This window comes from Aciduliprofundum sp. MAR08-339, from assembly GCF_000327505.1.
Taxonomy (GTDB): Archaea; Thermoplasmatota; Thermoplasmata; order Thermoplasmatales; family Aciduliprofundaceae; genus Aciduliprofundum.
The window spans coordinates 907,288-929,299 of sequence record NC_019942.1 but is presented as its reverse complement, the minus strand read 5'-3'; the positions used below and the strand labels follow the sequence as shown (position 1 = coordinate 929,299).

Below are 22,012 nucleotides of genomic sequence, written 5' to 3'. Positions count from 1 at the left end.
AGAAAAAATTGGGAAAATTACACCTCTACCTTTTTCTTTTTTGGCTGTTTTTCCCTTGCACCTATGGGTAGCCTATTTCCAAAGAGCCAGAGAATCAGGACCACAGCAAATGAAACTCCTATCACCGCGTAATTCAGAGTAACACTGGAAAGTCCCAGAATGGCCAGAGCTATCCTCACTTCAAACCTCAGCTTCTTCCTGAACCATCCTGTAAATGCAATGGCCATGATGAACATGACAAGTAGGGTGGCTGCGATCGCGTATATCACAGACAGAACCGCTCCCACTGTCCAATGAGGTACCGTGATGAGGAACATCTCCGGATGAGTGAAATATATGTATGGACCTATGTAGCCTGCAAGTGCGTATTTCACAGCATTTTTTGATGTTTTCCAGAAATCACCTCCGGCCAGAGTTGAGCCCGCGTAGGATGCCAGAGCCACAGGTGGGGTGATGTCGGCAAGTATACCGAAATAGAACACGAAGAAGTGGGCCGCGAGCAGTGCAATGGGTGTTGCAAAGCCAGGAACCGTTGAATTGTATGGGGGTGTGCTACTGACAATCTGGAATATTGCCGGGGCAGCAACAAGTGATGTTATGATGTAATTTGCGGTGGTCGGCACACCCATTCCTAGAATAAGGCTGAATATCATGGCAAGTATGAGGAGCAGGAAAAGATTTCCTCCCGTGATTCCAATCAGGGTATAACCTATGGATGTTATTAGACCTGTCATTGTGAGAACTCCCTGGATGAGACCTGCAGAGGCTGCCGCAAGCATCACCGTCGTACTTGTCTTACCTGCATCAATCATGGATTCGTAGGTTGCAGAGTACATTTTCTTACCCTCTGGACTCTTAGAAGCATACCCCACTATCAGGGAGAACACTATGCCAAGAACTCCTGTCATGAGAAGAAGTTGCTCATTTGTCATCCCCACAAATTTAACAACGGCCACAAGAAGCACAAAGGACAGGGTTATGTAGAGTTTCTCATTTCTCTTTACAAATCTGTTATCACGCTTGAATGATAGCGCTATAAGTGCAACAGCAATTATGAGAAGGGCGTACACAGTCATAAGAGCATAGGCTTTTGTTGCGAACATTAGAAGTGTGGTTAAAAGCACTATACCAACGTATAGAAACTCATTTCCCTCAATGTCATCCTTTGAGATCCAAGCCACCCATATGGCCACTCCCAGGGAGGATATAGCCGATATGTGGGGCGCTATACCCCAGACCAGGGCAACTGTGATAACCAGTATGGGCAGCAGGATGTATGATTTCCTGATGAAATACTTGAGCGATTCAAACCTTTCCCGGGGCAGTGCCTTGAGACCGAGGCGCTTTGTCTCCAGATCTATGAAGAGATAAACTCCTGCATAATACACAAAAGCAGGAACTACGGCTGCAATTATTATCAAGTTGTAAGGTAATCCCAGAAACTCTGCCATTATGAAAGCCGCCGCACCCATTATTGGGGGCATCAACTGTCCACCTGTTGAAGATACGGGCTCAACGGCACCCGCTATCTCCTTGGGATAGCCAGCCTTTTTCATCAGAGGTATAGTAAAAGTTCCCGTGGTGAGCACATTTGCCACGCTGGAGCCACTTACTGTGCCCATCAATGCACTGGATATAACAGCAGATTTTGCAGGTCCTCCAGGTCTTCTGCCAAATATGGCTATCATAAACTCTGTGATGTAATCACTCACACCAATTCTTAGCAGAAACGCTCCAAAGAATATGAAGGCAAAAACGTATATCGTCATCACAAAGAAGGGTATACCAAATATACCCTCATCAAAGTACAACTGCTGTACGAATCTTATCACATCAAAGTTTATCAGGTAGAATCCGTAGGCAAGGAACGCAAGCACCACAACAGGCAAAACCCAGCCCATGCTCCTTCTGGTAGCCTCAAGGACGAGTGCGATGGCAAGAATGCCAAAAACAACATCGCGCATGTACACGTTGGCATACTCTGCATACTGTGGATACACAAAGAAGAGATAAAATGTTGCCACCAGCCCTAGAATAGCAAGAATGTAATCGTATATTGGAACCCTACTAAACTCCTTCTTCGTTTTCCTACTGGGGTAGAGCAAGAATGTTATAAGGAGAATCATGGCCAGAACGAAGGCCTCACTCTGCTTTGTTTGAAAGGTTATCTTGAGGAACCCAATATCCATACCCATTCTTGCGAAAAAATCGTAGAGCGTTAGATTGAAGTTGAATATGAACAGTATTTCGTACACTCCAATCAGGATTGCTGCAATCCTTATTATCAGATCCAGTTTGGGCGGCAGGGTTCTGGTTCTCTCAAGGATCTTTCCTATTTTCTCAATTTTTTCAACCCTTTCTTCGGGTTCCTCTTCTTCCAAAACCTCCTCTTCCAACTCCTGAACCTCTTCCGCAATCTCTTCATTTTCCACATCTTCACGCGCATTTTCCATTTTTCAAACCCCCTTATACCACAGATACAAGTACGGTTCTCTCCACATTGAAATGTAGGAGAGTATCAGAATGTGGAGCGTAAACAAGCACGCCATTGACCCATATGTGGGCGTGATTTAAAGGAATGAACCAGTAACTGAAGTTCTTTCCAATATAAATGTCCACGTACTTAACATAATAACCATTCTGAAGTTTTTGAATATCCTCAGGCAGGCCTGCCCCGAAATCCTGCCATTTCATCTCAACCACATATATTCCACTACCATTCACCCTTAACATCTCATAAACGGGGCTTCTCTCCACACTGTGAATGTAATAAATGGTGACATTGAGCCCGTCTCCTCCTATTATAAAAGTATGCGATGTGTTACCATCGCTGATTACCAGAACGTTTGTGGGATAAAGAATTATAGCGAGAATCGGAATCAGAACAATAAAAAAATAAAAGAGTTTTTTCAAGGGAACTCACCCTACAACCCCACGACTTGACACAGGAGCCATAATCTCTCCCATTATAACTCCTTGAAGGTTGCCGGGCACAGTTATACCCTTGTCCTGATAGTACTGCACAGCCCCAGGGTGCAGAGGTATGCTCATTCCATCCAGTGCGGTGTCGAGACTTATGTACTTAGCCTTCTGGTGCACGGCCCTCAATGCATCCACATGGTCAAACAGTATCTTAGCCATCTCCTTCACTATGTTGTCCGGAAGACTTGAAGTCACGGCAAGCATGGCCTTAACTGCCACCGTGGGCGTGTCTGCACTCATCCCATTGTAGGTGTCCTTCGGAAGAACCTGCCTCACGTAGAATATGTATCCCTCTGAATGCAGCGCATTTAGAGTCGCGTCCGATATCGGTAGAACCTTCACAGGTGTCTGCACAGCAATCTGATTCACCGCAGGTGTGGGCGCTCCAGAAACTATTACGGCTGCATCAACCTGCCCAAGCTTCAAACTCTGCGCCGCCTCACTGAACTTCTGATTTACCTTGTTTATGCTGTCCCATACTCCAACCGTCTTCAAAATCTGCTCCGCTGCCACCGCTGTACCGCTACCAGGCGCCCCTATGGCGACCCTCTTACCTGCAAGATCCTTAAGTGTATTTATCCCACTGTCTGCACGTACAACAAACTGCACAGTCTCAGGATACAGGGCTGCCACGCCCCTCAGGTTCTTTACAGGATTTCCTGCAAACATGTACTTCCCGTTGTATGCATAATAGGCAACATCGTTCTGCAAAATAACAGCTTGGGCTTTTCCCTCACCAATGGCCTTGGCGTTTGTCACGCTTGCACCACTCGTAACTGCTGTGGCCTCAATATCCTTGCTGTACTTGTTCAGCAATTCCGCATACTTCGACCCCAGCGGGAAATAAACTCCCGCAGTTCCTCCCGTGTAGATCGTTATCTTTGTTTTCTGCTTAGGTGAGGACTGTAGAGCATAGTATGCCCCCCCTGCAATCAGTAGTACAACCACTATTATCACTATACTTGCTATCAACCATTTCTTTTCCATGGGTAACCCCTCCAAAGCGCATAGTTACCGAATTATAAAAAGTTTTCGGGACACCTATGACCAATTGCACGGAAAACAAGAAATCTACAAGTTTTCAAACACCCCTTTCTCATATTTTCCTGAACTCACTTACCCATCACTAAGAAAAATTTATAAAGGGTATGGGCATGGCGAGCATAATCGCAATGTCGGAGGAGTCAGATATGGCGAAAAATAATCCTGAACTGGTAAAGCTCCTTACGGAGCTGAGGATACAGGCGAAAAAGAAGAACGCGCCTATCTGGCGAGACATTGCAGAGCGTCTTGAAAGACCTTTGCGTGTCTGGCCGGAGGTAAATGTGAGCCGCATTGAGCGTTACGCCAACGAGGGTGATGTGATTCTCGTTCCCGGAAAGGTTCTGGGATCAGGAGTTATAACAAAGAAGGTCACCGTGGCCGCATGGAAGTTTTCAAAGGGCGCCAAGGAAAAAATTGAGAGCATTGGTGGAAAGACCATGACGATAAAGGAGCTTATGAAGAAAAATCCCACGGGCTCCAATGTTAGGATCATGGGGTGATGGTGATGGCGATCATTGATGCAGATAATGCCGTTTTGGGCAGGCTGGCCAGCATAGTGGCCAAGAGATTGCTCAACGGAGAGGAAATAATCATAGTGAACGCAGAGAAGGCAGTTATCGTTGGGAACAAATCATTCATAATAGAGAAGTACAAGGAAAGGAGAAACATAGGGAGTGTTAGAAAAGGACCCCATTATCCAAGGATGCCCGATAGGATTCTGAGAAGGACGGTAAAGGGTATGCTCCCAATCAAAAAATCCCATGGAAAGGAAGCGTACAGGAGATTGAAGGTTTATATGGGCGTTCCAAAGGAACTGAAGAGCAGAGAATTTGAAGTGCTTGAAGATGCAAAGAATAATAAACTTGAAGGTTTTATAACGCTCAAGGATCTATCCATTCAGTTGGGTGCCAAGTTGAGGTGATATGATGAAGGTTGCCATTGCAAGCGGAAAGAGAAAAACTGCAATTGCCCGCGCCGTTGTTCGAGAGGGTAAGGGCAGAATTCGCGTTAATCATGTACCCCTTGAAATTTACGAGCCCGAACTTGCAAGATTAACCATTATGGAGCCTGTGGCTCTCATAGGTGAGAAGGTCAACAACGTGGACGTTGACATAAGGGTCAAGGGCGGAGGCGTTATGGGTCAGGCAGAGGCATCCAGAACTGCTGTAGCCCGGGCAATATTAAAGTACTTCAACGATCCCGAGATTGAGAAGATATACAAGAGTTATGATAGAACCCTGCTGGTGAATGATGTGCGCCGTAAGTTGCCCAAACTACCACTGGGTCGCGGTGCAAGAAAACGCAGGCAGAAATCTTACAGGTGATTCATGTGATCATACCTGTGAGATGTTTCTCCTGCGGCCGTGTGATCGCCTCTGATTATATCGCCTTCGTGAACAAGGTGAACCTGATAAGGGAGACTGAGAACAGGGAGCCTACTCCAGAGGAGATTCAGAAAATATTTGACGAGATAGGGGTACGCAGATACTGCTGCCGCAGGATGATTCTGAGCCATGTGGATCTCATAGACGACACCATGGCCTTTGACTGAGCCAAGCATGGGGCCGTAGGGTAGCTTGGCATCCTACCACCCTGGGGCGGTGGCGACCCGAGTTCAAATCTCGGCGGCCCCACTCCCCATTTTATTTTGTGAAGTGTTTATATATAACCTATCCATACCCTATTTAAAGGTGGTTTAGATGGAGGATGAAATGGAGAAGGTGCAGATAGAGAATATAGTGGCTTCTACCTCATTGGCGGATAAACTTGATTTGAGCAAGATTGCCCTCGCCTTGGATGGGGCTGAGTACGAACCAGAGCAGTTCCCGGGACTTATTTACAGATTGCCGGAGCCCAAAACAGCCGTGCTCATATTCCGCAGCGGAAAGGTTAACTGCACGGGGGCAAAGGATATTGAAAAGGTAGAAAAAACCATAAAGATTTTGGTAGACAAACTCAAGGCTGCAGGCATAGAGGTTTACGATAATCCAAAAATAGTGGTACAGAACATAGTGGCCGTGTATGACCTCGGTGTGGAACTCAATCTGACAGATATAGCCATGTCCTTGGGACTTGAGAATGTGGAATACGAACCAGAGCAGTTCCCCGGGCTCGTTTATCGCATTGAAGAGCCAAAGGTGGTGCTTCTCCTCTTCGGTTCCGGGAAAGTTGTGTGCACGGGAGCAAAGAAGAAGGAAGAAATAGTAGAGGCCATAAAGAAACTCAAAAAAGAGCTTGAGAGTGTGGGATTGATATAAGCGAAAGGATTAAATATCTCCCCGATATACACGGGTTGGTGACGGTCATAGCGGCGGGGAAACACCCGGTCTCATTCCGAACCCGGCAGTTAAGCCCGCCCACGTACCGTGTGCGTACTGGGATGCGCGAGCTCCCGGGAAGCACGGTTCGCTGTCACCACCTTTAAAAATTTTCCAAAAACTAAAAAAGGGAAAAATCATTTTTTGACCTTGTAAACCACATCTATGACCGTGCCATCTCTCCACAGTATCGCTGCGATTATCTCATCCGAGGTTTTAGGTTCCTCAGGCTTGCCGCATATCCTCTCCGCCTTCTTCTGCAAATCCTGAATATCGTAAACGGGCACCTTTGAGCCGCGCATCGCTTCAATTATATCATCTCTCTTCGGATTCACGGCGATTCCATGCTCAGTAACAACCACGTCAATGACCTCTCCCGGAGTGGTCACCGTTGTAACCCTTTCCTTTATAACGGGAACGCGGTATCTGTAAAGGGGCACGGTTACTATAGTTAGAGCAGAGCCTGCGGCAACCTCCTGATGCCCACCTATGCCATGCAGTAGCAAACCATCGCTGTGCGTGTTCACATTCACGTTGAAATCCACATCCACCTCCGTGGCGCCTAAAACTCCGACATCCAGCATGTTCACTATGCCCCCTGAGGAATAGGGATTGCCATACATAGCGAGGGGAGTTTCTATGTGATTCATGTCCTCCTTGAGCGATTTAACAGCATCCAGATCAAAGGCCTGTCCGTCAAACACCACATCCACAAGGCCCTCGTGGAGCATGTCAACCACGTACTTCGTCACGCCTCCATTTATGAAGGATGCTCTTATTCCACGCTTGCGCATGAGGTCTCCTAAGAATTTAGTAACGGCGAGGGAGATTCCGCCAGCTCCCGCCTGAAATGAGAAGCCATCTCTGAGTGCAACGCGATCAATCACCTCAAGGGCATACCTTGCAATCTTCAGGCGCGAGGGAGATGTGGTTATTCTCAGCGTTCCGGACATTATGCCCTGCGGGTCTCCTATCTTATCCACGGGAACCACGTAATCAATCTGGTGCTGGAATATGCTTATTGGATGCGCTGGATAGGGTACGAGATTATCCGTTATTGCAACGGTGTGATCCGCATGGTATGCATCAACCATCCCGTACGCGAGAGGTCCGCATGCAGATGGCCCTTCCACACCATTGAGATTCCCGTATTTATCGGCGGTGGGTGCTGCTATGAACGCCACGTCCACATGCACTTCGCCGGTTTCCATGGCTCGCACTCTTCCGCTATGAGATCTAAGAACCGCAGTTTCGCGCATTGCACCATAGCTCGTTGCCTCTCCCAGCGGACCGTTCATGCTTCCCTCTATTCTCCTAATAGTCCCGTCGGAGAGCATGGGAACAAGGGGCTCGTGCACCGGGAAAAGTGCAGTTGGAAAAATCCTAATGTTTTTTATGCCCATCTTCTGGATTGTTCGCATGACCATGTTCACCACAAAATCTCCATTGCGGAGATGATGGTGAAAACTGACGGTCATTCCATCCTCAAGGCCAACTTTCTTTATTACCTCTTCCAGAGAATTTACAACCTTGTCTCTGTCACGGGGCGCCATTCGCACCAGCGAGCCTGCTCTCCTGCCCTCAGGGGGAGTTTTAAGATCTCCTGCAAAGGGCTTGAATCTCTGCCCGTTTATCTCGCTTGGAACCTCACGACCAACAGCGTTGATTGGCATTCACTCCACCTCCGCAAAGGCAAGTATCTTCTTTGCCCTTTCAACCACGGGTGGGTCTATCATCCTTCCGTTTAAGGCTATCACAGCCTTACCCTCCCTCTCGGCCTCTTTTGCCGCCTCTATTATTTTCCTTGCCTCCTCAACCTCATCCTCCGTTGGTCTGAATGCACGGTGCACAATTTCTATTTGATTGGGATGTATCACGCCAATTCCATCAAATCCCATGTATCTGGCACGCTGGGCGTACTCAAACAGGGCATCCATATCACGAACATTGCTGAACACTGTGTCAAGGGCCTGTTTTTTATGGGCCTTGGCTGCAAAAACAATCTGAGCACGGACATGATCCAGGATCAATGCCTTTTTCCTGGGAATGCCTAAATCGGCGGTTAGATCTTCACCCCCCCATGCCAGGGCCACCACGCGTGGATGTGAGGCGATTTCCTTGGCATTTAAAAGGCCGGAAACCGTTTCTATTATGGGAACAACTTTCCTGGGTTCAATACCCAGAGAGCTCTCTATCCTGCTCATTTCCTCATCCACAACGCTTAGGGTTTCCAGACTTTCAACCTTAGGAATATTTATGATTTCGCAGTATGGAAGAACTTCCTGAAGATCCCTCCTCCAGTATGGAGTGTCCGGTCCATTTATGCGAACCCATTTTTCACTGGTGCCAAAATCCACATTCTGGAGAGAATATTTCACCAGTATCCGGGCATCGAATTTCTGGGTGATGGGCACAGAATCTTCCAGATCAAGGATCACGGCATCCGCACCATACAAGCCTGCATTCTCCACAAGATGTGGATTGTTACCTGGAATGTATAATCTTGTGCGACGGAGTTTCATAGAGTTTCACCCCCAAATTTTCTTATTGCAGATTCCAATCTGGCGCGAATAACCCAGTCCAGTGCTCCCAAGTCTTCCACCACAATTCTTGCCTTCAGCTCTTTTGTGAGTTCATCTACGGTGCGCTCTATGGCCTCTCCGTAAAGCCGTTGAAGTTTGCTTTTTACAATTATTTCTCGCTTATCGTTGGGTTCTATCATTACAAACACATCCCCCTTTTCGCGAGTGCCTGCTTCAATCATAATTGTGTGATGGAAAGAAGGTATAAAAATTATTGCTCATCGTGAATGTTTAAACAGTTTGAAACTGATTGAATCTCATGGACGATACAATGGAGAAACTCTAAAGGAAAAGAGAAAAAGGAGAAGATTTTTGCTCAGGTTCTTCACAATTGGAGCCTTATTTCTCTGCTTGTCTCCATGGGTATCCCTTATAATCGGACTCCTTCTGGCAGGTAGTGCGACTTTTGGAATGAGTCCATACAGAAATGCCTATCAGGGCTTTAGATCCTCAGCTCTGCTGGGAGGCTTTGCATCCAAAACAGCCATGAGAATGTCCTCTCTTGCAGCATCCCTAATCTCCATGGCCCTGGGATGGAAGGGACTTGTTGTTTCATATTTTTAAAAAATTAAAAAAGAAAGAGATGTATGGATTACATATAGGCCCTTTCACCAATCTCTGCTTCGTCAAGGCCCTCTTTTTCCTCTTCCAGGGGTACACGCACAGGAGTTATCTTGTTTATAAGCCAGAGTGCCCCATAGGTAAAGAGGAATGCGTAGATTGCAGTTATGCTAACCGCTGCAAGTTCCACTAGGAAGAAGTGTGGATTACCGTAAAAGAGACCGTTTGCTCCTCCTGGATTAACTGCCATGGTAGAGAAAAGTCCAAGTAGAATCACTCCCGTGAATCCACCTATTCCATGGACACCCCAAACATCCAGGGTATCATCCCATCCTTTTCTATTCTTGTAGGATACTGCTGCATAGGCCACAATTGAAGCCACAATTCCTGTTAGCATGGCCACTTGAACGGTCACGTATCCTGCCATGGGAGTTATGGTTGCAAGTCCAGCCACAGCACCTGTTAGCATTCCCAGTATTTTGGGCTTTCCTTCGATTATTACGGAGAGTATCAACCATGTTATGGCAGCGAAGGAAGCGGCCACATCAGTGTTTAGAAATGCAATGCTTGTTATGCTGTTCACACCGAACTCGCTCCCGGCATTGAAACCATACCATCCGAACCAGAGAAGAGCTGTACCAAGTGCCACAAGTGGAATGCTGTGAGGGCCTTTGTGGATGATTTTTCTCCTGCCAACATAAAATACGGATGCAAGAGCTGCAAAACCTGCTGATGCATGAACCACAATACCTCCTGCAAAGTCATGGACACCCCACTGTGCAAATAGCCCACCACCCCACACCATGTGGACTAGCGGGAAGTACACAAAGATAAGCCAGAGAGTCAAGAATATCATCCAAGCTCTGAATCTAACTCTATCTGCAAAGGCACCAGTTATCAGAGCAGGTGTTATTATGGCGAACATCATCTGATAAGCAACGAAAACCCACATAGGAACTCCTGGATTTACAGGAGATGGTGTGTTCATATTTATACCGTTCAAAAGAACGTACTGCCAGTTACCTATTATGCCACCAGGTCCATAGCCAAAGGCCATACTAAATCCAAACAAAACCCAAAGTATTGTGGTCCAGCCCAAGGATACAAAGCTTTCAGCCATTATTGTCAGAACATTTTTTCTTCCCACAAGTCCTCCGTAGAAAAACGCAAGTCCGGGGGTCATTAGCATCACTAAGCTCGTAGCCACGAGCATAAATCCCGTATCGCCTGGATTAAATCCCATTGTTATCACCTGTGATAAAAGGGAAATGTAAGGAGCATTATTAAATTTATGCTTCTTCAAATATATTTATACGATAAGCCAAATAATTTTAAAAAAGGGATATTTTAGATGTACGTTCATCCCTTAACAACGCCGAGGGGTACCATTCTTGCGACGATTCTTGATATACCGGCGCCTTCAACTGCTTTTACCACATCGTCCACGTTCTTGTAAGCACCCGGCGCCTCCTCGGCGGCCACCCTGTTGCTCGCACTGCGCACGTATATGCGTTTCTTCTCCCACAGTTCCCTTTTAACCTGTTCACCACGGAATCTGCGAAGTGCAGCGTGTCTGCTCATAACCCTTCCAGCACCATGACATGTGGAGCCGAAGGTCTCCTCCATGGCTCTCTGAGTGCCCACAAGCACGTAGGAGGCAGTGCCCATATCTCCTGGAATCAGCACGGGCTGTCCCACATCCCTGTAGACATCCGTCAATTCAGGCCTGCCGGCTGCAAATGCTCTGGTTGCCCCCTTGCGATGCACATAAACCTTTACCCTCTTTCCGTCAACAGTATGCTCCTCGAGTTTCGCAATGTTATGGGCCACACCGTAAACAAGATGCATTCCAAGGTCCTCCGGATCCTCACCGAACACCTTACCAAAGGATTCACGCACCCAGTGCATTATCAGTTGCCTGTTGGTAAAACCGAAATTGGCTGCCGCACTCATGGCTGCAAAATAATCCTCTGCCTCCTTGCTCTTCACAGGAGCGCATGCAAGCTGGGAATCTGCGAGTTTTATCCCATACTTTCTTGATGCACCCTCCATGACACGAATGTAGTCACTTGCAACCTGATGCCCTAGCCCACGGGAACCTGTGTGTATCATCACCATTATCTGTCCCTCATGGGTTATTCCGAATTTTTTGGCTATATCTGGAATGTAGATCTTATCAACCATCTGCACCTCCAGAAAATGGTTTCCCGCACCAAGAGTGCCAAGCTGAGGCGCACCTCTCTTTTTTGCCTTCTCACTGACCTTGGTGTGATCTGCATATTTTATGCTTCCCCCTTCTTCCAGGCGATCCAAGTCCTCGCTCCATCCGTATCCATTCTCCACGGCCCACTTTGCTCCATAATCCAACACCTTGTTCAATTCCTGAAATGTGAGCCGCAGTTTGCCCTTCTCACCCACGCCAGAGGGAACATTCACAAATATTGTATCCACAAGTTCCTTCAACTTGGGACGCACATCCTTTTCCTCCAGATCCGTTCTCAAAAGTCGCACTCCACAGTTTATATCATATCCCACTCCACCAGGGGATATTATGCCTTCCTCGGCATCAAAAGCCGCCACGCCTCCTATTGGAAATCCATAGCCCCAGTGTATATCAGGCATAGCCATACTAGCCTTTATTATTCCTGGAAGCGTGGCCACATTGGCAACCTGCTCAGGGGCGTTATCCTTTTTGATCTGCTCTATCATATGCTGGGAGGCAAATATTATACCGGGCACGTTCATCCCCGGCTTATAGTCCTTCGGTATCTCCCATCTAAAAGAATCCAGTTTTTTAAGTGGACCGTTCCACATAATCCATCACCGGATTGAAGATTGAGAAATCCTATTTAAACTTATCACCATGGAGGTGGGGGTGGAAGAACTATGGCTTTCTTTCCACGCGGGTTGTTTTCAAGATCCTTGAATCCTATGAAGAGAAGAATAGCTCCCACAATACCTATGAATATCATCAGTATCGCACCGACCTTTATGATCGTGCTGTTGTAATGATCGCCTATACGATAAATACCTATGAGAACCATTATGAACCCTATCAGCCCAACAACCCCCAGGGTGCCCGCGATGAAGAATAGTACCATTATTGGACCAAGGGGATCGGGAAATGCTGGGCCGATGATAAAGACCGAAAGTAAAGAAGGATAAACGAATATTGAAAAAATTAGCAAAATGGACCCTGTTTTTCCAAGAGATATGTCTGGCAGGATTTTCTCCATCAAATCAAAACCGTGCCAGAGATAATAGATGGAGAGGATCACTCCTATTCCATTAACGATTAGAATGGGTATAAAAGATGAGGGAGAGAAAATGTGAACCGGTTGATTCGGAGGCATCGGGGAGAAGAGCACGAAGCCAATTGTCGTGAAGGATACAATCCATCCAACAATCCCAAAAATAAAGTTTATCAAAAAAGATAGGGAGAAATAATGCAACGCTTTCCTTTCCTTACTCTCAGCGGATAACATCTACACCGTACTGCGCCTTGAGTTCTTCTTCGGTGACCTTACCCAGAATCTGTTTGCTCTTTACCCCTGTGGCAACCACAAGCACCGAGATGCGCCGCTCATACGTGGGATCAATGGCACATCCCCAGATAATACGGGCGTTCTTTGCCACCTTCTTATGCAGTTCCTCCACCGCACGCTCTGCCTCGCTTATTGTCATATCTGCACTGCCCACAACATTCACAAGCACACCTGTGGCAGTTGATATATCAACCTCAAGAAGTGGAGAATTGATGGCATCCTCAAGAGCTTCAAGGGCACGCTCCTCTCCTGCACCCTCACTCTCTCCGAGTCCGATCATTGCAACACCGCCACCCTTCATTACGGTCTTGAGATCGTTGAAGTCCAGATTCACCAGACCTGGCTTGGTTATCATCTCGGTTAATCCCTTTATGGCACGCATGAGAACCTCATCCGCAAATTTAAAAGCCTGATTGAGCGGCAATCTAGGCACGAGTTCCAGCAACCTATCGTTTGGAATCGTTATAACAGTATCTGCAGTTTCCCTCAATTTGTCAAGACCCCATTCTGCATTCTCGGCCCTCATCTTGCCTTCTGCCTTGAAAGGTAGGGAACATATTGCAATGGTAAGGGCCCCGAGTTCCTTTGCAATCTGTGCCACAACTGGGGCGCTTCCAGTACCCGTTCCTCCGCCCAGGCCGCAGGTTATGAAAACCATGTCTGCACCCTGGAGGAGTTCTCGTATCTTATCCTCAGCCTCCCTGGCGGCCTCCATGCCCATCTGGGGTAAAGCACCCGCTCCAAGCCCCCTGGTGGCCCTCTTTCCAAGAAGCACCTTTCTGTGGGCCTTTGTTATGAGAAGATGCTGGGCATCCGTATTCGCAGCGATCAGTTCAACGTTTCCATATATACCCTCTTCCATTATGCGGCTTATTGTATTGCTCCCTCCGCCTCCGCAGCCGACAATCTTGATATTTGTCCTCAAACTCTTGAGCACTTCCTCTAACTCTTTATCCTCCTGAGATTCTATAACAATTCCCTGAGGTTCCGTGGCCTTCACTTCTGCACGGGCCAATGCTTCCTTAATGAGAGACTTCATAAATATCACCCTAAATGTGTATGCAATTCTACATATAAAAAGTTTTAGATAGTTTAAAATCCTGCGTAGCAGTGTATTACTGTAACCTCCTGATTATCTCCTCCGCCACCTTCTTTCCGCTCAGAAGCATACCTCCAAATATTGGACCCATTCTGGGTGAGCCAAACACGGCATTGGCAGCCATACCCGCAACGAAAATTCCAGGATATATCTCCTTGGTGTTTTCCACTACAGCACGTTCTGCAATTTCCGCGTCCATACTGTGTTCACCTTCAATCTCACCCGAGGGAGTATTCAGCTTTATGTTGTTTTTCCTGACAAGGGTTTTGACAACTTCACTCTCATGACCCGTGGCGTCAACAACATATCTGGCATAAACGGACAGAGGATCTATTGGCAAATCTCCAATAACGCTCCAATTTATAACAAGTCCGGATACGCGATTGTTCTTTATTATCACATCCTCTGCACCTATTAAATTGAATATCTTTGCCCCAGCCCTTGTTGCATGATAGGTAAGGGCCGTAACGGAGTGCACAGAATCCGCCACATAGTACTCACCCATCCTTTCGTAATTTATACTGAAATCGTCCAGTATGTGCCTGGCATCCTCCTGAACAACTATCTTGTTGAACATCATACCTCCGCCCCACATTCCGCCACCGATGCTCAACTTCCTGTCAAAAATTGCAACCTTCATTCCTGATTTTGCAAGATAGTATGCGGCGGTCAGTCCAGAGGGGCCTGCACCCACTATCGCAACATCCACCGATGTGTATGAGAGCAAATCTTGCATGTATGATTCTACAATTTTCTTTGTGATTTCAACCTCATCAAGCATGGAGATGGGTATTGTGTGGCATTATAAACAATTTTCTTTTTTGATTATATCCTTAGGTAAGGATACGAAAATACTTAAAAAGGAGGGATGTGAGTAAGAAATATGGGAGAGATACTGATAGTGGAGCACGGGCTATCTATGCGGAAACTGTACCCCATAATCTTCAGAGGAAAGCGTCTCATATTTGCCAACACTCCAGAGGACATCATAGATGTTTACAGGCACCACAACCCCACAATAGCCCTGATCCTATCCAATGACCCAAACGACGTGGACATAACAAATTTAATAAGAATTTTGAGTAGAGATACAAAAATAATATGGATAAGCGGAGATGATGATATGGAGAAAAAGGTAAGGGAGAGAGTGGATGCTTCCTTCACCCCACCCTTCGGTTTTGACGATTTCATCCTGAAATATCAGGAACTTATCAAGGTATGAACCTTGCGTATTTTCCACTTAAATGCTCGTCCCTTATTCTCTGATAAATTTTCCCATTCTCAACGGCCATCCTTTCCACATCATCGCCCTGCCGGACCACCTTGCCAGGGATTCCAAGTACAAGGCTCTTTGGAGGTATCTTTGTTCCAGGTGTTACAACGGCACCTGCCCCTATAACACTTCCATCGCCTATCTCCGCGCCGTTCAGGATAACTGCATGGATTCCAACTATCACGTTGTTCCCGATCTTGGCGGCATGCACAACTGCCATATGACCTATAGTCACATTCTCTCCAACAATAGTTGGCTGCCCATAATCCCCATGAAAAACGGCGTTATCCTGCACATTCGAGTTCCTTCCGATCTTTATGGGTGCCACATCCCCTCGCAAAACTGCACCATCCCAGACACTGGCACCTTCGGCAATCTCAACATCTCCTATGATCACAGCTGTGGGTGCAATGTACGCGGATTTATGAATTCTCGGTCTTATCACGTTCATGGGGGGTAAATGGATTTACAAATTAAAATAATACGCAAGGGCAAGGATACCCTTAAATAATTCTTGAATAATCCCCGCCTATGAACGTGGAAGACCTGTTTGATACAATAGAGGAATCCCTTCTTGACATACTGGCAAGGATAGACGATGGTGATGAAAGCGCACTGGAGGATCTGAAAAAGATCAAGGTTTACGTGAGCGACCTTGCAGATGTGCTCTCCATAATAAAGGAGGAAGACTCAATAGAGGATTTCAAGAAAAAGCTGGATGTACTGAGCAAAAAATTTGATGAGTTTTTGATGGATATAATCCGAGTAACCGGTTAAACCTCGTACTTTTCAATTTTTATTCTCCTCATTGCGTTGTTTGCAGCGATGTTTATCACGTCGTAGAGATGGGCAGATGCAGGACAGTAGGCATGCTCCATGAATGCCAGATCCCATATTTTCCCACCTCCACGCATAAGGGCGGATACAATATCTATTTTCTTGGATGCTTGATACCCAACTGCCTGAGCACCCACAATGTTTCCCTGCTTATCAGAGAATATCTTCACATAAACGTCATGTTTTGAATACGGTGTCACTGTTGAGTGCCCCCTTCCATATATTTCACTTCTTCCACCAACGCAGGCCACTTCAAAATTTCCCATGGCCGATACAAATGCCCCCGTGTGCTTGGTGTATATGGCGTTTCCCCCAGCAGCATTTATGCCCGCCACTATTCCCTCACGGGCAGCAATTGTTGCAAGTTGCAGAATCCCATAGGGGGTGCGAACGCAATCACCCACCGCGTATATATCTGGATCTGATGTTTGCATTCTCTCATTTACAAGCACATAGCCTCTATCGTCCATTTTAACCTTACCACGCAGAAGTTCAGTGTTGGGTCTCACACCCACACTCAGTATGACCATATCTGCCTCAACAGGCTCTCCATTCACAATTGCACCCTCAACCTTATCCCCTCCCGTTATCCTCTCAACCCTGCTACTGCAATGGCACTCTATGCCCATGGACCCAAGACGCTCCTTAACTATATTGGCCATATCCTCATCCAAGGCCCTGGGAAACGGATGCTCAAGCATTTCCACAATAGTCACTTCAAAGCCTCTCTTTCTCAGCGCATAGGCCATCTCCATCCCAATGGCCCCGGCACCTATAACAAGGGCCCTTTTACATCCCTTTATCCACTCCTTTATGGCAAGGGCATCTTCAACCGTGCGCACAGTGAAAACTCCCTCTTTATCCACACCGGGAATTGGTGGTACAGCCGGACGAGCACCCGCTCCGTAGATGAGCTTTTCATACTTGATTTCCCTTACTTTCCCATATCCCACCTTCCTGTAAAGCACCTTCTTTTTTTCAGGGTCTATCTCCACTACTTCATGCTCAAGAAGCAGATTTATGCGGGGAGTTCGTGGAAATGGATGAATTATTTCCTTAACGTCTATGGCACCCTCAACCACAAGAGGTATGGAGCATGGTGAGTAAGTCTCGTAACTTCTCCTCTCAATTATTGTTATTTCCTCTTTTCTGTTGAATCTGCTGATCCACCTTGCAGCGTAAATTCCTCCAGTACCCAATCCAATTATCACTATCATGATTGGGGTAATGCATTACGAATTTATTAATTTTTTTGATTTATTTCGTTAAATAATTACGAAAAATAGTAAAAAGAGAGGGGCGCAAATGGACAAGAGAAGAAAAAAATTATATTTTGGGGATAAATGCGGAGTTGTGGACATTGAGCAGAGAATCAAGGAACTCGAGGAGGAGATAAAGAGAACGCAGTACAACAAGGCAACGGAAAAGCACATACTGCGCCTCAAGGCGAGAATAGCTTATCTAAGGAAGGAACTGGAGGAGAGGAAGAAAAAGCAAAGGGCGCAAACAAAGAAGGGCGTGAAGAAGAGTGGAGATGCCATGGTCTCCCTAATCGGGCCACCAAGTGTTGGAAAGAGCATGCTTTTCAACCTACTTACCAATGCCAAGAGCGAGGTAGGTGATTATGCATTCACAACCCTGGAAGTGCACCCTGGAATTTTAAAGTACAGGGGTGCTGAAATTCAAATTCTGGACATGCCCGGGCTCATAGAGGGGGCATCATACGGCCGCGGAAATGGAAGGGAAATACTGAGCATTGCCAGAAACTCGGATCTGATAATGCTTATGGTTGATATATTCACCGTGGAATACCTTGAAACTGTGATGAGAGAACTGCACAATTTCGGGATACGCATAAACCAAAAACCACCTCAAATAACCGTAAAGAAAAAGGACCGTGGGGGAATAAACATAGCATCCACGATACCCCTGAGCATGGATAGGGAGGATATTGCCGCAATCCTAAGGGAATTCGGGTACATAAATGCCGATGTGCTAATAAAGGAGGACATAAATCCGGAAAGGTTGATGGATTTTCTATCTGGAAACAGGGCCTATGTTCCGGCCCTACTCCTGGTGAACAAGATTGATCTGGCGGATGAAAAATTAATTAAAGAAATAAATGAGAAACTGGAAAAATGGAAACCTCTGTTCATATCGGCCAAAAATGGCCATGGAATTGAAAAATTGAAGGAGAGAATTTTTCAGGAATCTGGCCTGATTCGCATCTACCTCAAGCCCCAGAGTGGCAAGGTTGACTATGATGCACCACTGATACTCAAAAGGGAGAGCACAATTGAGGATGTGTGCAACGCGCTCCACAGAGATTTTGTCAGGAAGTTCAGATACGCCATGGTCTGGGGCCGTAGTGTGAAGTTCCCCGGACAGCATGTGGGATTGGACCACAAACTTGAGGACGAGGATGTTGTTCGCTTAGTCATCAGAAGATAAAGTGAATTCAGCATACTGGAAGAGTTTTTTCACAAACTCGTGTTTCCCGGTGAGCGTGAATCCGTGTTTTCTCGCCTCACCCTCAAGATCGTAACCCAGAAATTCCTCAGCCAGGGGGCATTCAAATTTGTCAATGAGAATCTTGAAGTACCAAGGTGCCCTACTAAAATCCATCTGGTTGTAATCAAAAATGTAGAATTTACCACCCTCTTTCAGTATGCTCCTCACATTTTCAAATATTCTACCTCTATCCCCCGGGGTGAATCCATGGAACGCAAGAACTATCAGTGCCACATCAAAATACTGCCGGTACTCAGGGGTGAAACTCTCACGAATATCGTGTTTTACAATTTCAATGTTCTTCTTTCCGGAAGTTTTCCTCCGCGCCTTCTTCAGCATATCATCCGATATATCAAATCCAACAATTCTTCCATCCTCCCCAACCCTATCGCTGAGTATTATCGCGTTTCTTCCGTTACCAACCCCCAACTCTGCAACCCTGTAGCCCCTCTCAATATGGGTATAATTGTATAGCAAATTGCGAATGAATCTTCCGTACTGAAATAGGGTTATCAAATCCAGGATCTCATCGTAGAACCTTGCCTCAAATCCAGTTATAACAACGCTGACCTTCGGATTACCCATGAAATAGAAAAAATATGCCTCTATTTAACCTTTCCCAAATATTTAATATCCCCGTGCATATGGCGCTATATGAGCTGTGGAGTGGATGAGGCGGGCAGGGGACCCGTGATAGGACCCATGGTTGTAGCCGGAGTTTGTGCATCACGCGATGCCCTCATAGGCCTCGGAGTTAAGGATTCAAAGAAGCTAAGCCCAAAGAGGAGGGAGAAACTTGCCAAGGAGATAAGAAAAATTGCCTCCCAGATCATTGTGCTCGTTGTTGAGCCCGAGGAAATTGATTCCCTTCGTAGAGAGATGACCCTAAACGATATAGAGGTTGAACTCTTTGCCAGAATAATCTCAAAAATGAACGATGAGGTGGTGTACGTGGATGCAGCAGACGTTGACGAAGAGCGTTTTGCTAGGGAGATCGCCCTGAAGGTCAGAAAGGATGTGAATATAATCTCAAAGCACAAGGCAGACTTGCTCTATCCCGAGGTCAGTGCCGCTTCCATAATAGCCAAGGTTGAAAGAGACAGGATAATTGAAGAACTTAAAAAGAAGATGGGAGACTTCGGCTCTGGCTACCCGGCTGACAGAAGAACAAAGGAATATCTGGAAGAGTATTTCAACGAGCATGGTGATCTGCCCCCCAATGTGCGCCGCTCGTGGAAGAGTGCAAGGAGATTTTTGAATAAAAAGAGGCAGAGTAATCTGGGTGATTTCAGTTGAAATTTGAAACTGTGGAGGATTACATTTCCCATTTTGTAAGGCTCATAAATATAGAAAGGGAAGAGGAGATGCGCCGCCACTGGGAGGAGATAAAGAGGCTCACAGGAAAGAAGAGGGAGAGACTCGGCAGGGCTATTCTGAACCTCCGTGGCAAGTTCATTGGCAGGGGGCTTGGTGGTGCGTATCTTGTAAAATTTTCACGCAAGGACATGCCCAAGAACGAGCTCATGGTTGGTGATGTGGTCATAGTCAGCGCAGGCAAGGTCACTCCAAAGAATCCCCAGGCCACCGTTTACGAAAAGGGCTCCCGCTACATAGTGCTCTCTTTTTCAAAAACTCCACCCAAATTCGTTTACGGAAAAAATGTTAGGGTGGACCTCTACGCCAACGATATAACCTTCCAGAGAATGCTTGAGGCTGTAAATTCCATCAAAAGGGAAGAGTATCTTCGCCTTCGTGGGATTATTCTTGGAAGGGCCAATTTGGAGATACATGAGGAGCAGGTCAATTTTGAAAATACTCGCCTAAACGAGTTTCAACGCAGGGCCGTGAGAAGATCCATAGGCTCTGAACTATTTCTGATCCATGGACCACCTGGAACTGGAAAAACCACCACTCTGGCCGAAGGAATTGTGCAAATGGTCAGGCGTGGCTTCAAGGTCCTAGCGACTGCAGATTCAAACGTGGCTGTGGACAATCTCGTGGAAAAACTTGCCCACAAGGTGAATGTGGTACGCATCGGACATCCTGCAAGGATAAGCAAAAGCATAATAGAGCACACGCTGGATTACATCGTATCAAGGGACATTGAGTACAGAAAGGCCATGGAACTCTGGGAGAGGATAGATGGAATGAGGGAGGAGCAGAGCAGGTACACAAAGCCCACGCCCCAGTGGCGCAGGGGAATGGGAGATGACGAAATCGTGTACCTTGCCAATGCATCAAGAAGTTACAGGGGTGTGCCTGTTGAGGTAATGAAGGGTATGGCCCAGTGGATCAAGATTCAGAGAAGGATAGATGAGTACGTAAAAAGGGCAAAGAAAATGGAGGAGCGGGCAATAATCAGGGTTCTTGATAATGCGGACGTGATATGCACAACAAATTCCACGGCGGGAGGTGAGATGCTGAGAGATTTGAAATTTGATTTTGTGGTTATAGACGAGGCAACCCAGGCCGTTGAACCTTCCTGCCTCATCCCCATGCTCAAGGGCACAAGAATATTAATGGCGGGAGACCACAAGCAACTGCCACCCACAGTAATGAGCTATGACGCAAAGGCTCTGCAACTCACCCTGTTTGAGAGGCTCATAAAGATATACCCCCAGGCATCCATAACCCTGCGCATCCAGTACAGGATGAACGAGAAAATAATGGAGTTCCCTTCCAATATGTTTTACAGGGGCCTGCTTGAAGCGCATAGAACTGTGAAAGACAGAACAATCGCGGATGTGGGTATTGACCCATCCAGAATAAGTGAGATGCGGGATATATGCAACCCCGAAGAGGTGATCATCTTTGTGGATCTGGAGACTGAGGAGGAGCAGAGAAGGGGCTCAACTTCCTATCAGAACCCAGGTGAGGCAAGGTGTGTCACGAGAATTGTGAACTGCCTTCTGAAAATCGGGCTGAAAGAAAAACACATAGGAATCATAACCCCCTACGACGATCAGGTTGATCTGCTGAAATCCATTATCCCAAATGAAGATTTGGAGATAAAATCCGTTGACGGTTTTCAGGGTAGGGAGAAGGAGGTTATTGTCATATCCTTCGTGAGGGCAAACGACCGGGGAGAACTCGGATTTCTGACAGATTTGAGAAGATTGAACGTTGCGATCACCCGGGCAAAGAGAAAACTAATAATAGTTGGAAACTCCAAAACCCTGAGAGCACATCCGGTATATGACTCCTTAATAGATTACATCGAGCATAGGGGAAAGGTTTTAAAGATGAAAGACGATTGCTAA

At 46.5% G+C, this 22,012-nt stretch carries 25 protein-coding genes, 1 tRNA gene and 1 rRNA gene; 13 read left to right on the top strand and 14 right to left on the bottom strand.

Annotated features, from left to right (window positions below; genetic code table 11):
- Positions 1–17: 17 nt before the first annotated feature.
- The 3 genes from ACIM339_RS05010 to ACIM339_RS05000 are packed head-to-tail and all read right to left on the bottom strand — an operon-like array spanning position 18 to position 3,969.
- Positions 18–2,453 (bottom strand): TRAP transporter fused permease subunit, encoded by a 2,436-nt coding sequence (locus tag ACIM339_RS05010; RefSeq protein ID WP_015283528.1) that lies wholly within the window; start codon positions 2,451–2,453, stop codon positions 18–20.
- A gap of 13 nt (positions 2,454–2,466) precedes the next feature.
- Entirely contained in the window at positions 2,467–2,913 is a 447-nt protein-coding gene (locus ACIM339_RS05005) for a DUF1850 domain-containing protein (protein WP_015283527.1), read from the bottom strand.
- A gap of 6 nt (positions 2,914–2,919) precedes the next feature.
- Positions 2,920–3,969, bottom strand: coding sequence for a TAXI family TRAP transporter solute-binding subunit (locus ACIM339_RS05000; protein ID WP_015283526.1), 1,050 nt, complete (start codon positions 3,967–3,969; stop codon positions 2,920–2,922).
- Between the two features lie 203 nt (positions 3,970–4,172).
- Here ACIM339_RS05000 and ACIM339_RS04995 point away from each other — a divergent pair, with 203 nt between their 5' ends.
- The 7 genes from ACIM339_RS04995 (at position 4,173) to rrf (ending at position 6,444) form a co-directional block, all read left to right on the top strand.
- The gene (locus ACIM339_RS04995) at positions 4,173–4,526 is read left to right on the top strand and encodes a 50S ribosomal protein L18e (RefSeq protein WP_048104068.1); all 354 of its coding nucleotides are present in this window, start codon (positions 4,173–4,175) and stop codon (positions 4,524–4,526) included.
- 5 nt (positions 4,527–4,531) lie between these two features.
- On the top strand, positions 4,532–4,948 hold the full coding sequence (locus tag ACIM339_RS04990; RefSeq protein WP_048103809.1) for a 50S ribosomal protein L13: 417 nt from the start codon (positions 4,532–4,534) through the stop codon (positions 4,946–4,948).
- 4 nt (positions 4,949–4,952) lie between these two features.
- Positions 4,953–5,351, top strand: coding sequence for a 30S ribosomal protein S9 (locus ACIM339_RS04985; protein WP_015283523.1), 399 nt, complete (start codon positions 4,953–4,955; stop codon positions 5,349–5,351).
- A gap of 5 nt (positions 5,352–5,356) precedes the next feature.
- The gene (locus ACIM339_RS04980) at positions 5,357–5,578 is read left to right on the top strand and encodes a DNA-directed RNA polymerase subunit N (protein WP_048103808.1); all 222 of its coding nucleotides are present in this window, start codon (positions 5,357–5,359) and stop codon (positions 5,576–5,578) included.
- Between the two features lie 9 nt (positions 5,579–5,587).
- Positions 5,588–5,660, top strand: a tRNA-Pro gene (locus ACIM339_RS04975).
- A 66-nt stretch (positions 5,661–5,726) separates the two neighbouring features.
- Positions 5,727–6,284 carry a TATA-box-binding protein gene (locus ACIM339_RS04970; RefSeq protein ID WP_394295528.1) on the top strand — a complete coding sequence of 186 codons (558 nt, stop codon included), beginning with the start codon at positions 5,727–5,729 and terminating at the stop codon, positions 6,282–6,284.
- Positions 6,285–6,321: 37 nt separating this feature from the next.
- A 5S ribosomal RNA gene (gene rrf / locus ACIM339_RS04965) occupies positions 6,322–6,444 on the top strand.
- A gap of 37 nt (positions 6,445–6,481) precedes the next feature.
- On the opposite strand, the gene citF is transcribed toward rrf, so the two are convergent.
- Genes citF through ACIM339_RS04950 form a run of 3 tightly spaced genes read right to left on the bottom strand, consistent with a single transcriptional unit; the run spans position 6,482 to position 9,108 of the window.
- Complete coding sequence (gene citF, locus ACIM339_RS04960; protein WP_015283520.1) at positions 6,482–8,017, bottom strand: citrate lyase subunit alpha; 1,536 nt, start codon at positions 8,015–8,017, stop codon at positions 6,482–6,484.
- The gene (locus ACIM339_RS04955; RefSeq protein WP_015283519.1) at positions 8,018–8,866 is read right to left on the bottom strand and encodes a CoA ester lyase; all 849 of its coding nucleotides are present in this window, start codon (positions 8,864–8,866) and stop codon (positions 8,018–8,020) included.
- A complete protein-coding gene (locus ACIM339_RS04950; RefSeq protein ID WP_015283518.1) occupies positions 8,863–9,108 on the bottom strand; it encodes a citrate lyase acyl carrier protein in 246 nt (81 codons plus the stop codon). Before ACIM339_RS04950 ends, ACIM339_RS04955 begins: the two co-directional genes overlap by 4 nt.
- A gap of 58 nt (positions 9,109–9,166) precedes the next feature.
- On the opposite strand from ACIM339_RS04950, the gene ACIM339_RS04945 reads away from it, so the two are divergent.
- The gene (locus ACIM339_RS04945; protein ID WP_048103804.1) at positions 9,167–9,490 is read left to right on the top strand and encodes a hypothetical protein; all 324 of its coding nucleotides are present in this window, start codon (positions 9,167–9,169) and stop codon (positions 9,488–9,490) included.
- A 28-nt stretch (positions 9,491–9,518) separates the two neighbouring features.
- Here the strand turns inward: ACIM339_RS04945 and ACIM339_RS04940 are convergent, their stop codons facing one another.
- The 5 genes from ACIM339_RS04940 to ACIM339_RS04920 form a co-directional block, all read right to left on the bottom strand.
- A complete protein-coding gene (locus tag ACIM339_RS04940; RefSeq protein WP_015283516.1) occupies positions 9,519–10,730 on the bottom strand; it encodes an ammonium transporter in 1,212 nt (403 codons plus the stop codon).
- A gap of 116 nt (positions 10,731–10,846) precedes the next feature.
- Positions 10,847–12,301, bottom strand: coding sequence for an RtcB family protein (locus ACIM339_RS04935; protein ID WP_015283515.1), 1,455 nt, complete (start codon positions 12,299–12,301; stop codon positions 10,847–10,849).
- 44 nt (positions 12,302–12,345) lie between these two features.
- Positions 12,346–12,972 (bottom strand): DUF973 family protein, encoded by a 627-nt coding sequence (locus ACIM339_RS04930; protein ID WP_015283514.1) that lies wholly within the window; start codon positions 12,970–12,972, stop codon positions 12,346–12,348.
- Positions 12,959–14,071 carry a cell division protein FtsZ gene (ftsZ, locus tag ACIM339_RS04925; protein WP_015283513.1) on the bottom strand — a complete coding sequence of 371 codons (1,113 nt, stop codon included), beginning with the start codon at positions 14,069–14,071 and terminating at the stop codon, positions 12,959–12,961. Before ftsZ ends, ACIM339_RS04930 begins: the two co-directional genes overlap by 14 nt.
- 76 nt (positions 14,072–14,147) lie before the next feature.
- The gene (locus ACIM339_RS04920; protein ID WP_015283512.1) at positions 14,148–14,912 is read right to left on the bottom strand and encodes a sulfide-dependent adenosine diphosphate thiazole synthase; all 765 of its coding nucleotides are present in this window, start codon (positions 14,910–14,912) and stop codon (positions 14,148–14,150) included.
- Between the two features lie 102 nt (positions 14,913–15,014).
- Between ACIM339_RS04920 and ACIM339_RS04915 the strand changes: the two genes are divergently transcribed.
- Positions 15,015–15,353, top strand: coding sequence for a hypothetical protein (locus ACIM339_RS04915; RefSeq protein WP_015283511.1), 339 nt, complete (start codon positions 15,015–15,017; stop codon positions 15,351–15,353).
- Here the strand turns inward: ACIM339_RS04915 and ACIM339_RS04910 are convergent.
- Entirely contained in the window at positions 15,343–15,855 is a 513-nt protein-coding gene (locus ACIM339_RS04910) for a gamma carbonic anhydrase family protein (protein WP_015283510.1), read from the bottom strand. The two genes, ACIM339_RS04915 and ACIM339_RS04910, sit on opposite strands and share 11 nt — an antisense overlap.
- Positions 15,856–15,935: 80 nt before the next feature.
- Here ACIM339_RS04910 and ACIM339_RS04905 point away from each other — a divergent pair, with 80 nt between their 5' ends.
- Entirely contained in the window at positions 15,936–16,181 is a 246-nt protein-coding gene (locus ACIM339_RS04905; protein ID WP_015283509.1) for a hypothetical protein, read from the top strand.
- Here the strand turns inward: ACIM339_RS04905 and ACIM339_RS04900 are convergent.
- Positions 16,178–17,458, bottom strand: coding sequence for an NAD(P)/FAD-dependent oxidoreductase (locus tag ACIM339_RS04900; protein WP_015283508.1), 1,281 nt, complete (start codon positions 17,456–17,458; stop codon positions 16,178–16,180). The two genes, ACIM339_RS04905 and ACIM339_RS04900, sit on opposite strands and share 4 nt — an antisense overlap.
- A gap of 88 nt (positions 17,459–17,546) precedes the next feature.
- Between ACIM339_RS04900 and ACIM339_RS04895 the strand changes: the two genes are divergently transcribed.
- Complete coding sequence (locus tag ACIM339_RS04895; protein WP_015283507.1) at positions 17,547–18,692, top strand: GTP-binding protein; 1,146 nt, start codon at positions 17,547–17,549, stop codon at positions 18,690–18,692.
- Here ACIM339_RS04895 and ACIM339_RS04890 read toward each other — a convergent pair.
- Positions 18,675–19,337, bottom strand: coding sequence for a class I SAM-dependent methyltransferase (locus tag ACIM339_RS04890; protein ID WP_015283506.1), 663 nt, complete (start codon positions 19,335–19,337; stop codon positions 18,675–18,677). The two genes, ACIM339_RS04895 and ACIM339_RS04890, sit on opposite strands and share 18 nt — an antisense overlap.
- A 69-nt stretch (positions 19,338–19,406) precedes the next feature.
- Between ACIM339_RS04890 and rnhB the strand changes: the two genes are divergently transcribed.
- Positions 19,407–20,048 carry a ribonuclease HII gene (rnhB, locus tag ACIM339_RS04885; protein ID WP_015283505.1) on the top strand — a complete coding sequence of 214 codons (642 nt, stop codon included), beginning with the start codon at positions 19,407–19,409 and terminating at the stop codon, positions 20,046–20,048.
- Entirely contained in the window at positions 20,045–22,012 is a 1,968-nt protein-coding gene (locus tag ACIM339_RS04880) for an IGHMBP2 family helicase (RefSeq protein WP_048103798.1), read from the top strand. The genes rnhB and ACIM339_RS04880 overlap by 4 nt, the downstream gene beginning before the upstream one ends.

Excerpts from the sequence above, each read along its gene's own strand:
- ACIM339_RS05010 (WP_015283528.1), bottom strand. The coding sequence starts at position 2,453 with ATGGAAAATGCGCGTGAAGATGTGGAAAATGAAGAGATTGCGGAAGAG.
- ACIM339_RS05000 (WP_015283526.1), bottom strand. The coding sequence starts at position 3,969 with ATGGAAAAGAAATGGTTGATAGCAAGTATAGTGATAATAGTGGTTGTA.
- ACIM339_RS04995 (WP_048104068.1), top strand. The coding sequence starts at position 4,173 with ATGGCGAAAAATAATCCTGAACTGGTAAAGCTCCTTACGGAGCTGAGG.
- ACIM339_RS04990 (WP_048103809.1), top strand. The coding sequence starts at position 4,532 with ATGGCGATCATTGATGCAGATAATGCCGTTTTGGGCAGGCTGGCCAGC.
- ACIM339_RS04985 (WP_015283523.1), top strand. The coding sequence starts at position 4,953 with ATGAAGGTTGCCATTGCAAGCGGAAAGAGAAAAACTGCAATTGCCCGC.
- ACIM339_RS04970 (WP_394295528.1), top strand. The coding sequence starts at position 5,727 with ATGGAGGATGAAATGGAGAAGGTGCAGATAGAGAATATAGTGGCTTCT.
- citF (WP_015283520.1), bottom strand. The coding sequence starts at position 8,017 with ATGCCAATCAACGCTGTTGGTCGTGAGGTTCCAAGCGAGATAAACGGG.
- ACIM339_RS04955 (WP_015283519.1), bottom strand. The coding sequence starts at position 8,866 with ATGAAACTCCGTCGCACAAGATTATACATTCCAGGTAACAATCCACAT.
- ACIM339_RS04950 (WP_015283518.1), bottom strand. The coding sequence starts at position 9,108 with ATGATTGAAGCAGGCACTCGCGAAAAGGGGGATGTGTTTGTAATGATA.
- ACIM339_RS04940 (WP_015283516.1), bottom strand. The coding sequence starts at position 10,730 with ATGGGATTTAATCCAGGCGATACGGGATTTATGCTCGTGGCTACGAGC.
- ACIM339_RS04935 (WP_015283515.1), bottom strand. The coding sequence starts at position 12,301 with ATGTGGAACGGTCCACTTAAAAAACTGGATTCTTTTAGATGGGAGATA.
- ACIM339_RS04930 (WP_015283514.1), bottom strand. The coding sequence starts at position 12,972 with ATGTTATCCGCTGAGAGTAAGGAAAGGAAAGCGTTGCATTATTTCTCC.
- ftsZ (WP_015283513.1), bottom strand. The coding sequence starts at position 14,071 with ATGAAGTCTCTCATTAAGGAAGCATTGGCCCGTGCAGAAGTGAAGGCC.
- ACIM339_RS04920 (WP_015283512.1), bottom strand. The coding sequence starts at position 14,912 with ATGCTTGATGAGGTTGAAATCACAAAGAAAATTGTAGAATCATACATG.
- ACIM339_RS04915 (WP_015283511.1), top strand. The coding sequence starts at position 15,015 with ATGGGAGAGATACTGATAGTGGAGCACGGGCTATCTATGCGGAAACTG.
- ACIM339_RS04910 (WP_015283510.1), bottom strand. The coding sequence starts at position 15,855 with ATGAACGTGATAAGACCGAGAATTCATAAATCCGCGTACATTGCACCC.
- ACIM339_RS04905 (WP_015283509.1), top strand. The coding sequence starts at position 15,936 with ATGAACGTGGAAGACCTGTTTGATACAATAGAGGAATCCCTTCTTGAC.
- ACIM339_RS04900 (WP_015283508.1), bottom strand. The coding sequence starts at position 17,458 with ATGATAGTGATAATTGGATTGGGTACTGGAGGAATTTACGCTGCAAGG.
- ACIM339_RS04895 (WP_015283507.1), top strand. The coding sequence starts at position 17,547 with ATGGACAAGAGAAGAAAAAAATTATATTTTGGGGATAAATGCGGAGTT.
- ACIM339_RS04890 (WP_015283506.1), bottom strand. The coding sequence starts at position 19,337 with ATGGGTAATCCGAAGGTCAGCGTTGTTATAACTGGATTTGAGGCAAGG.
- rnhB (WP_015283505.1), top strand. The coding sequence starts at position 19,407 with ATGAGCTGTGGAGTGGATGAGGCGGGCAGGGGACCCGTGATAGGACCC.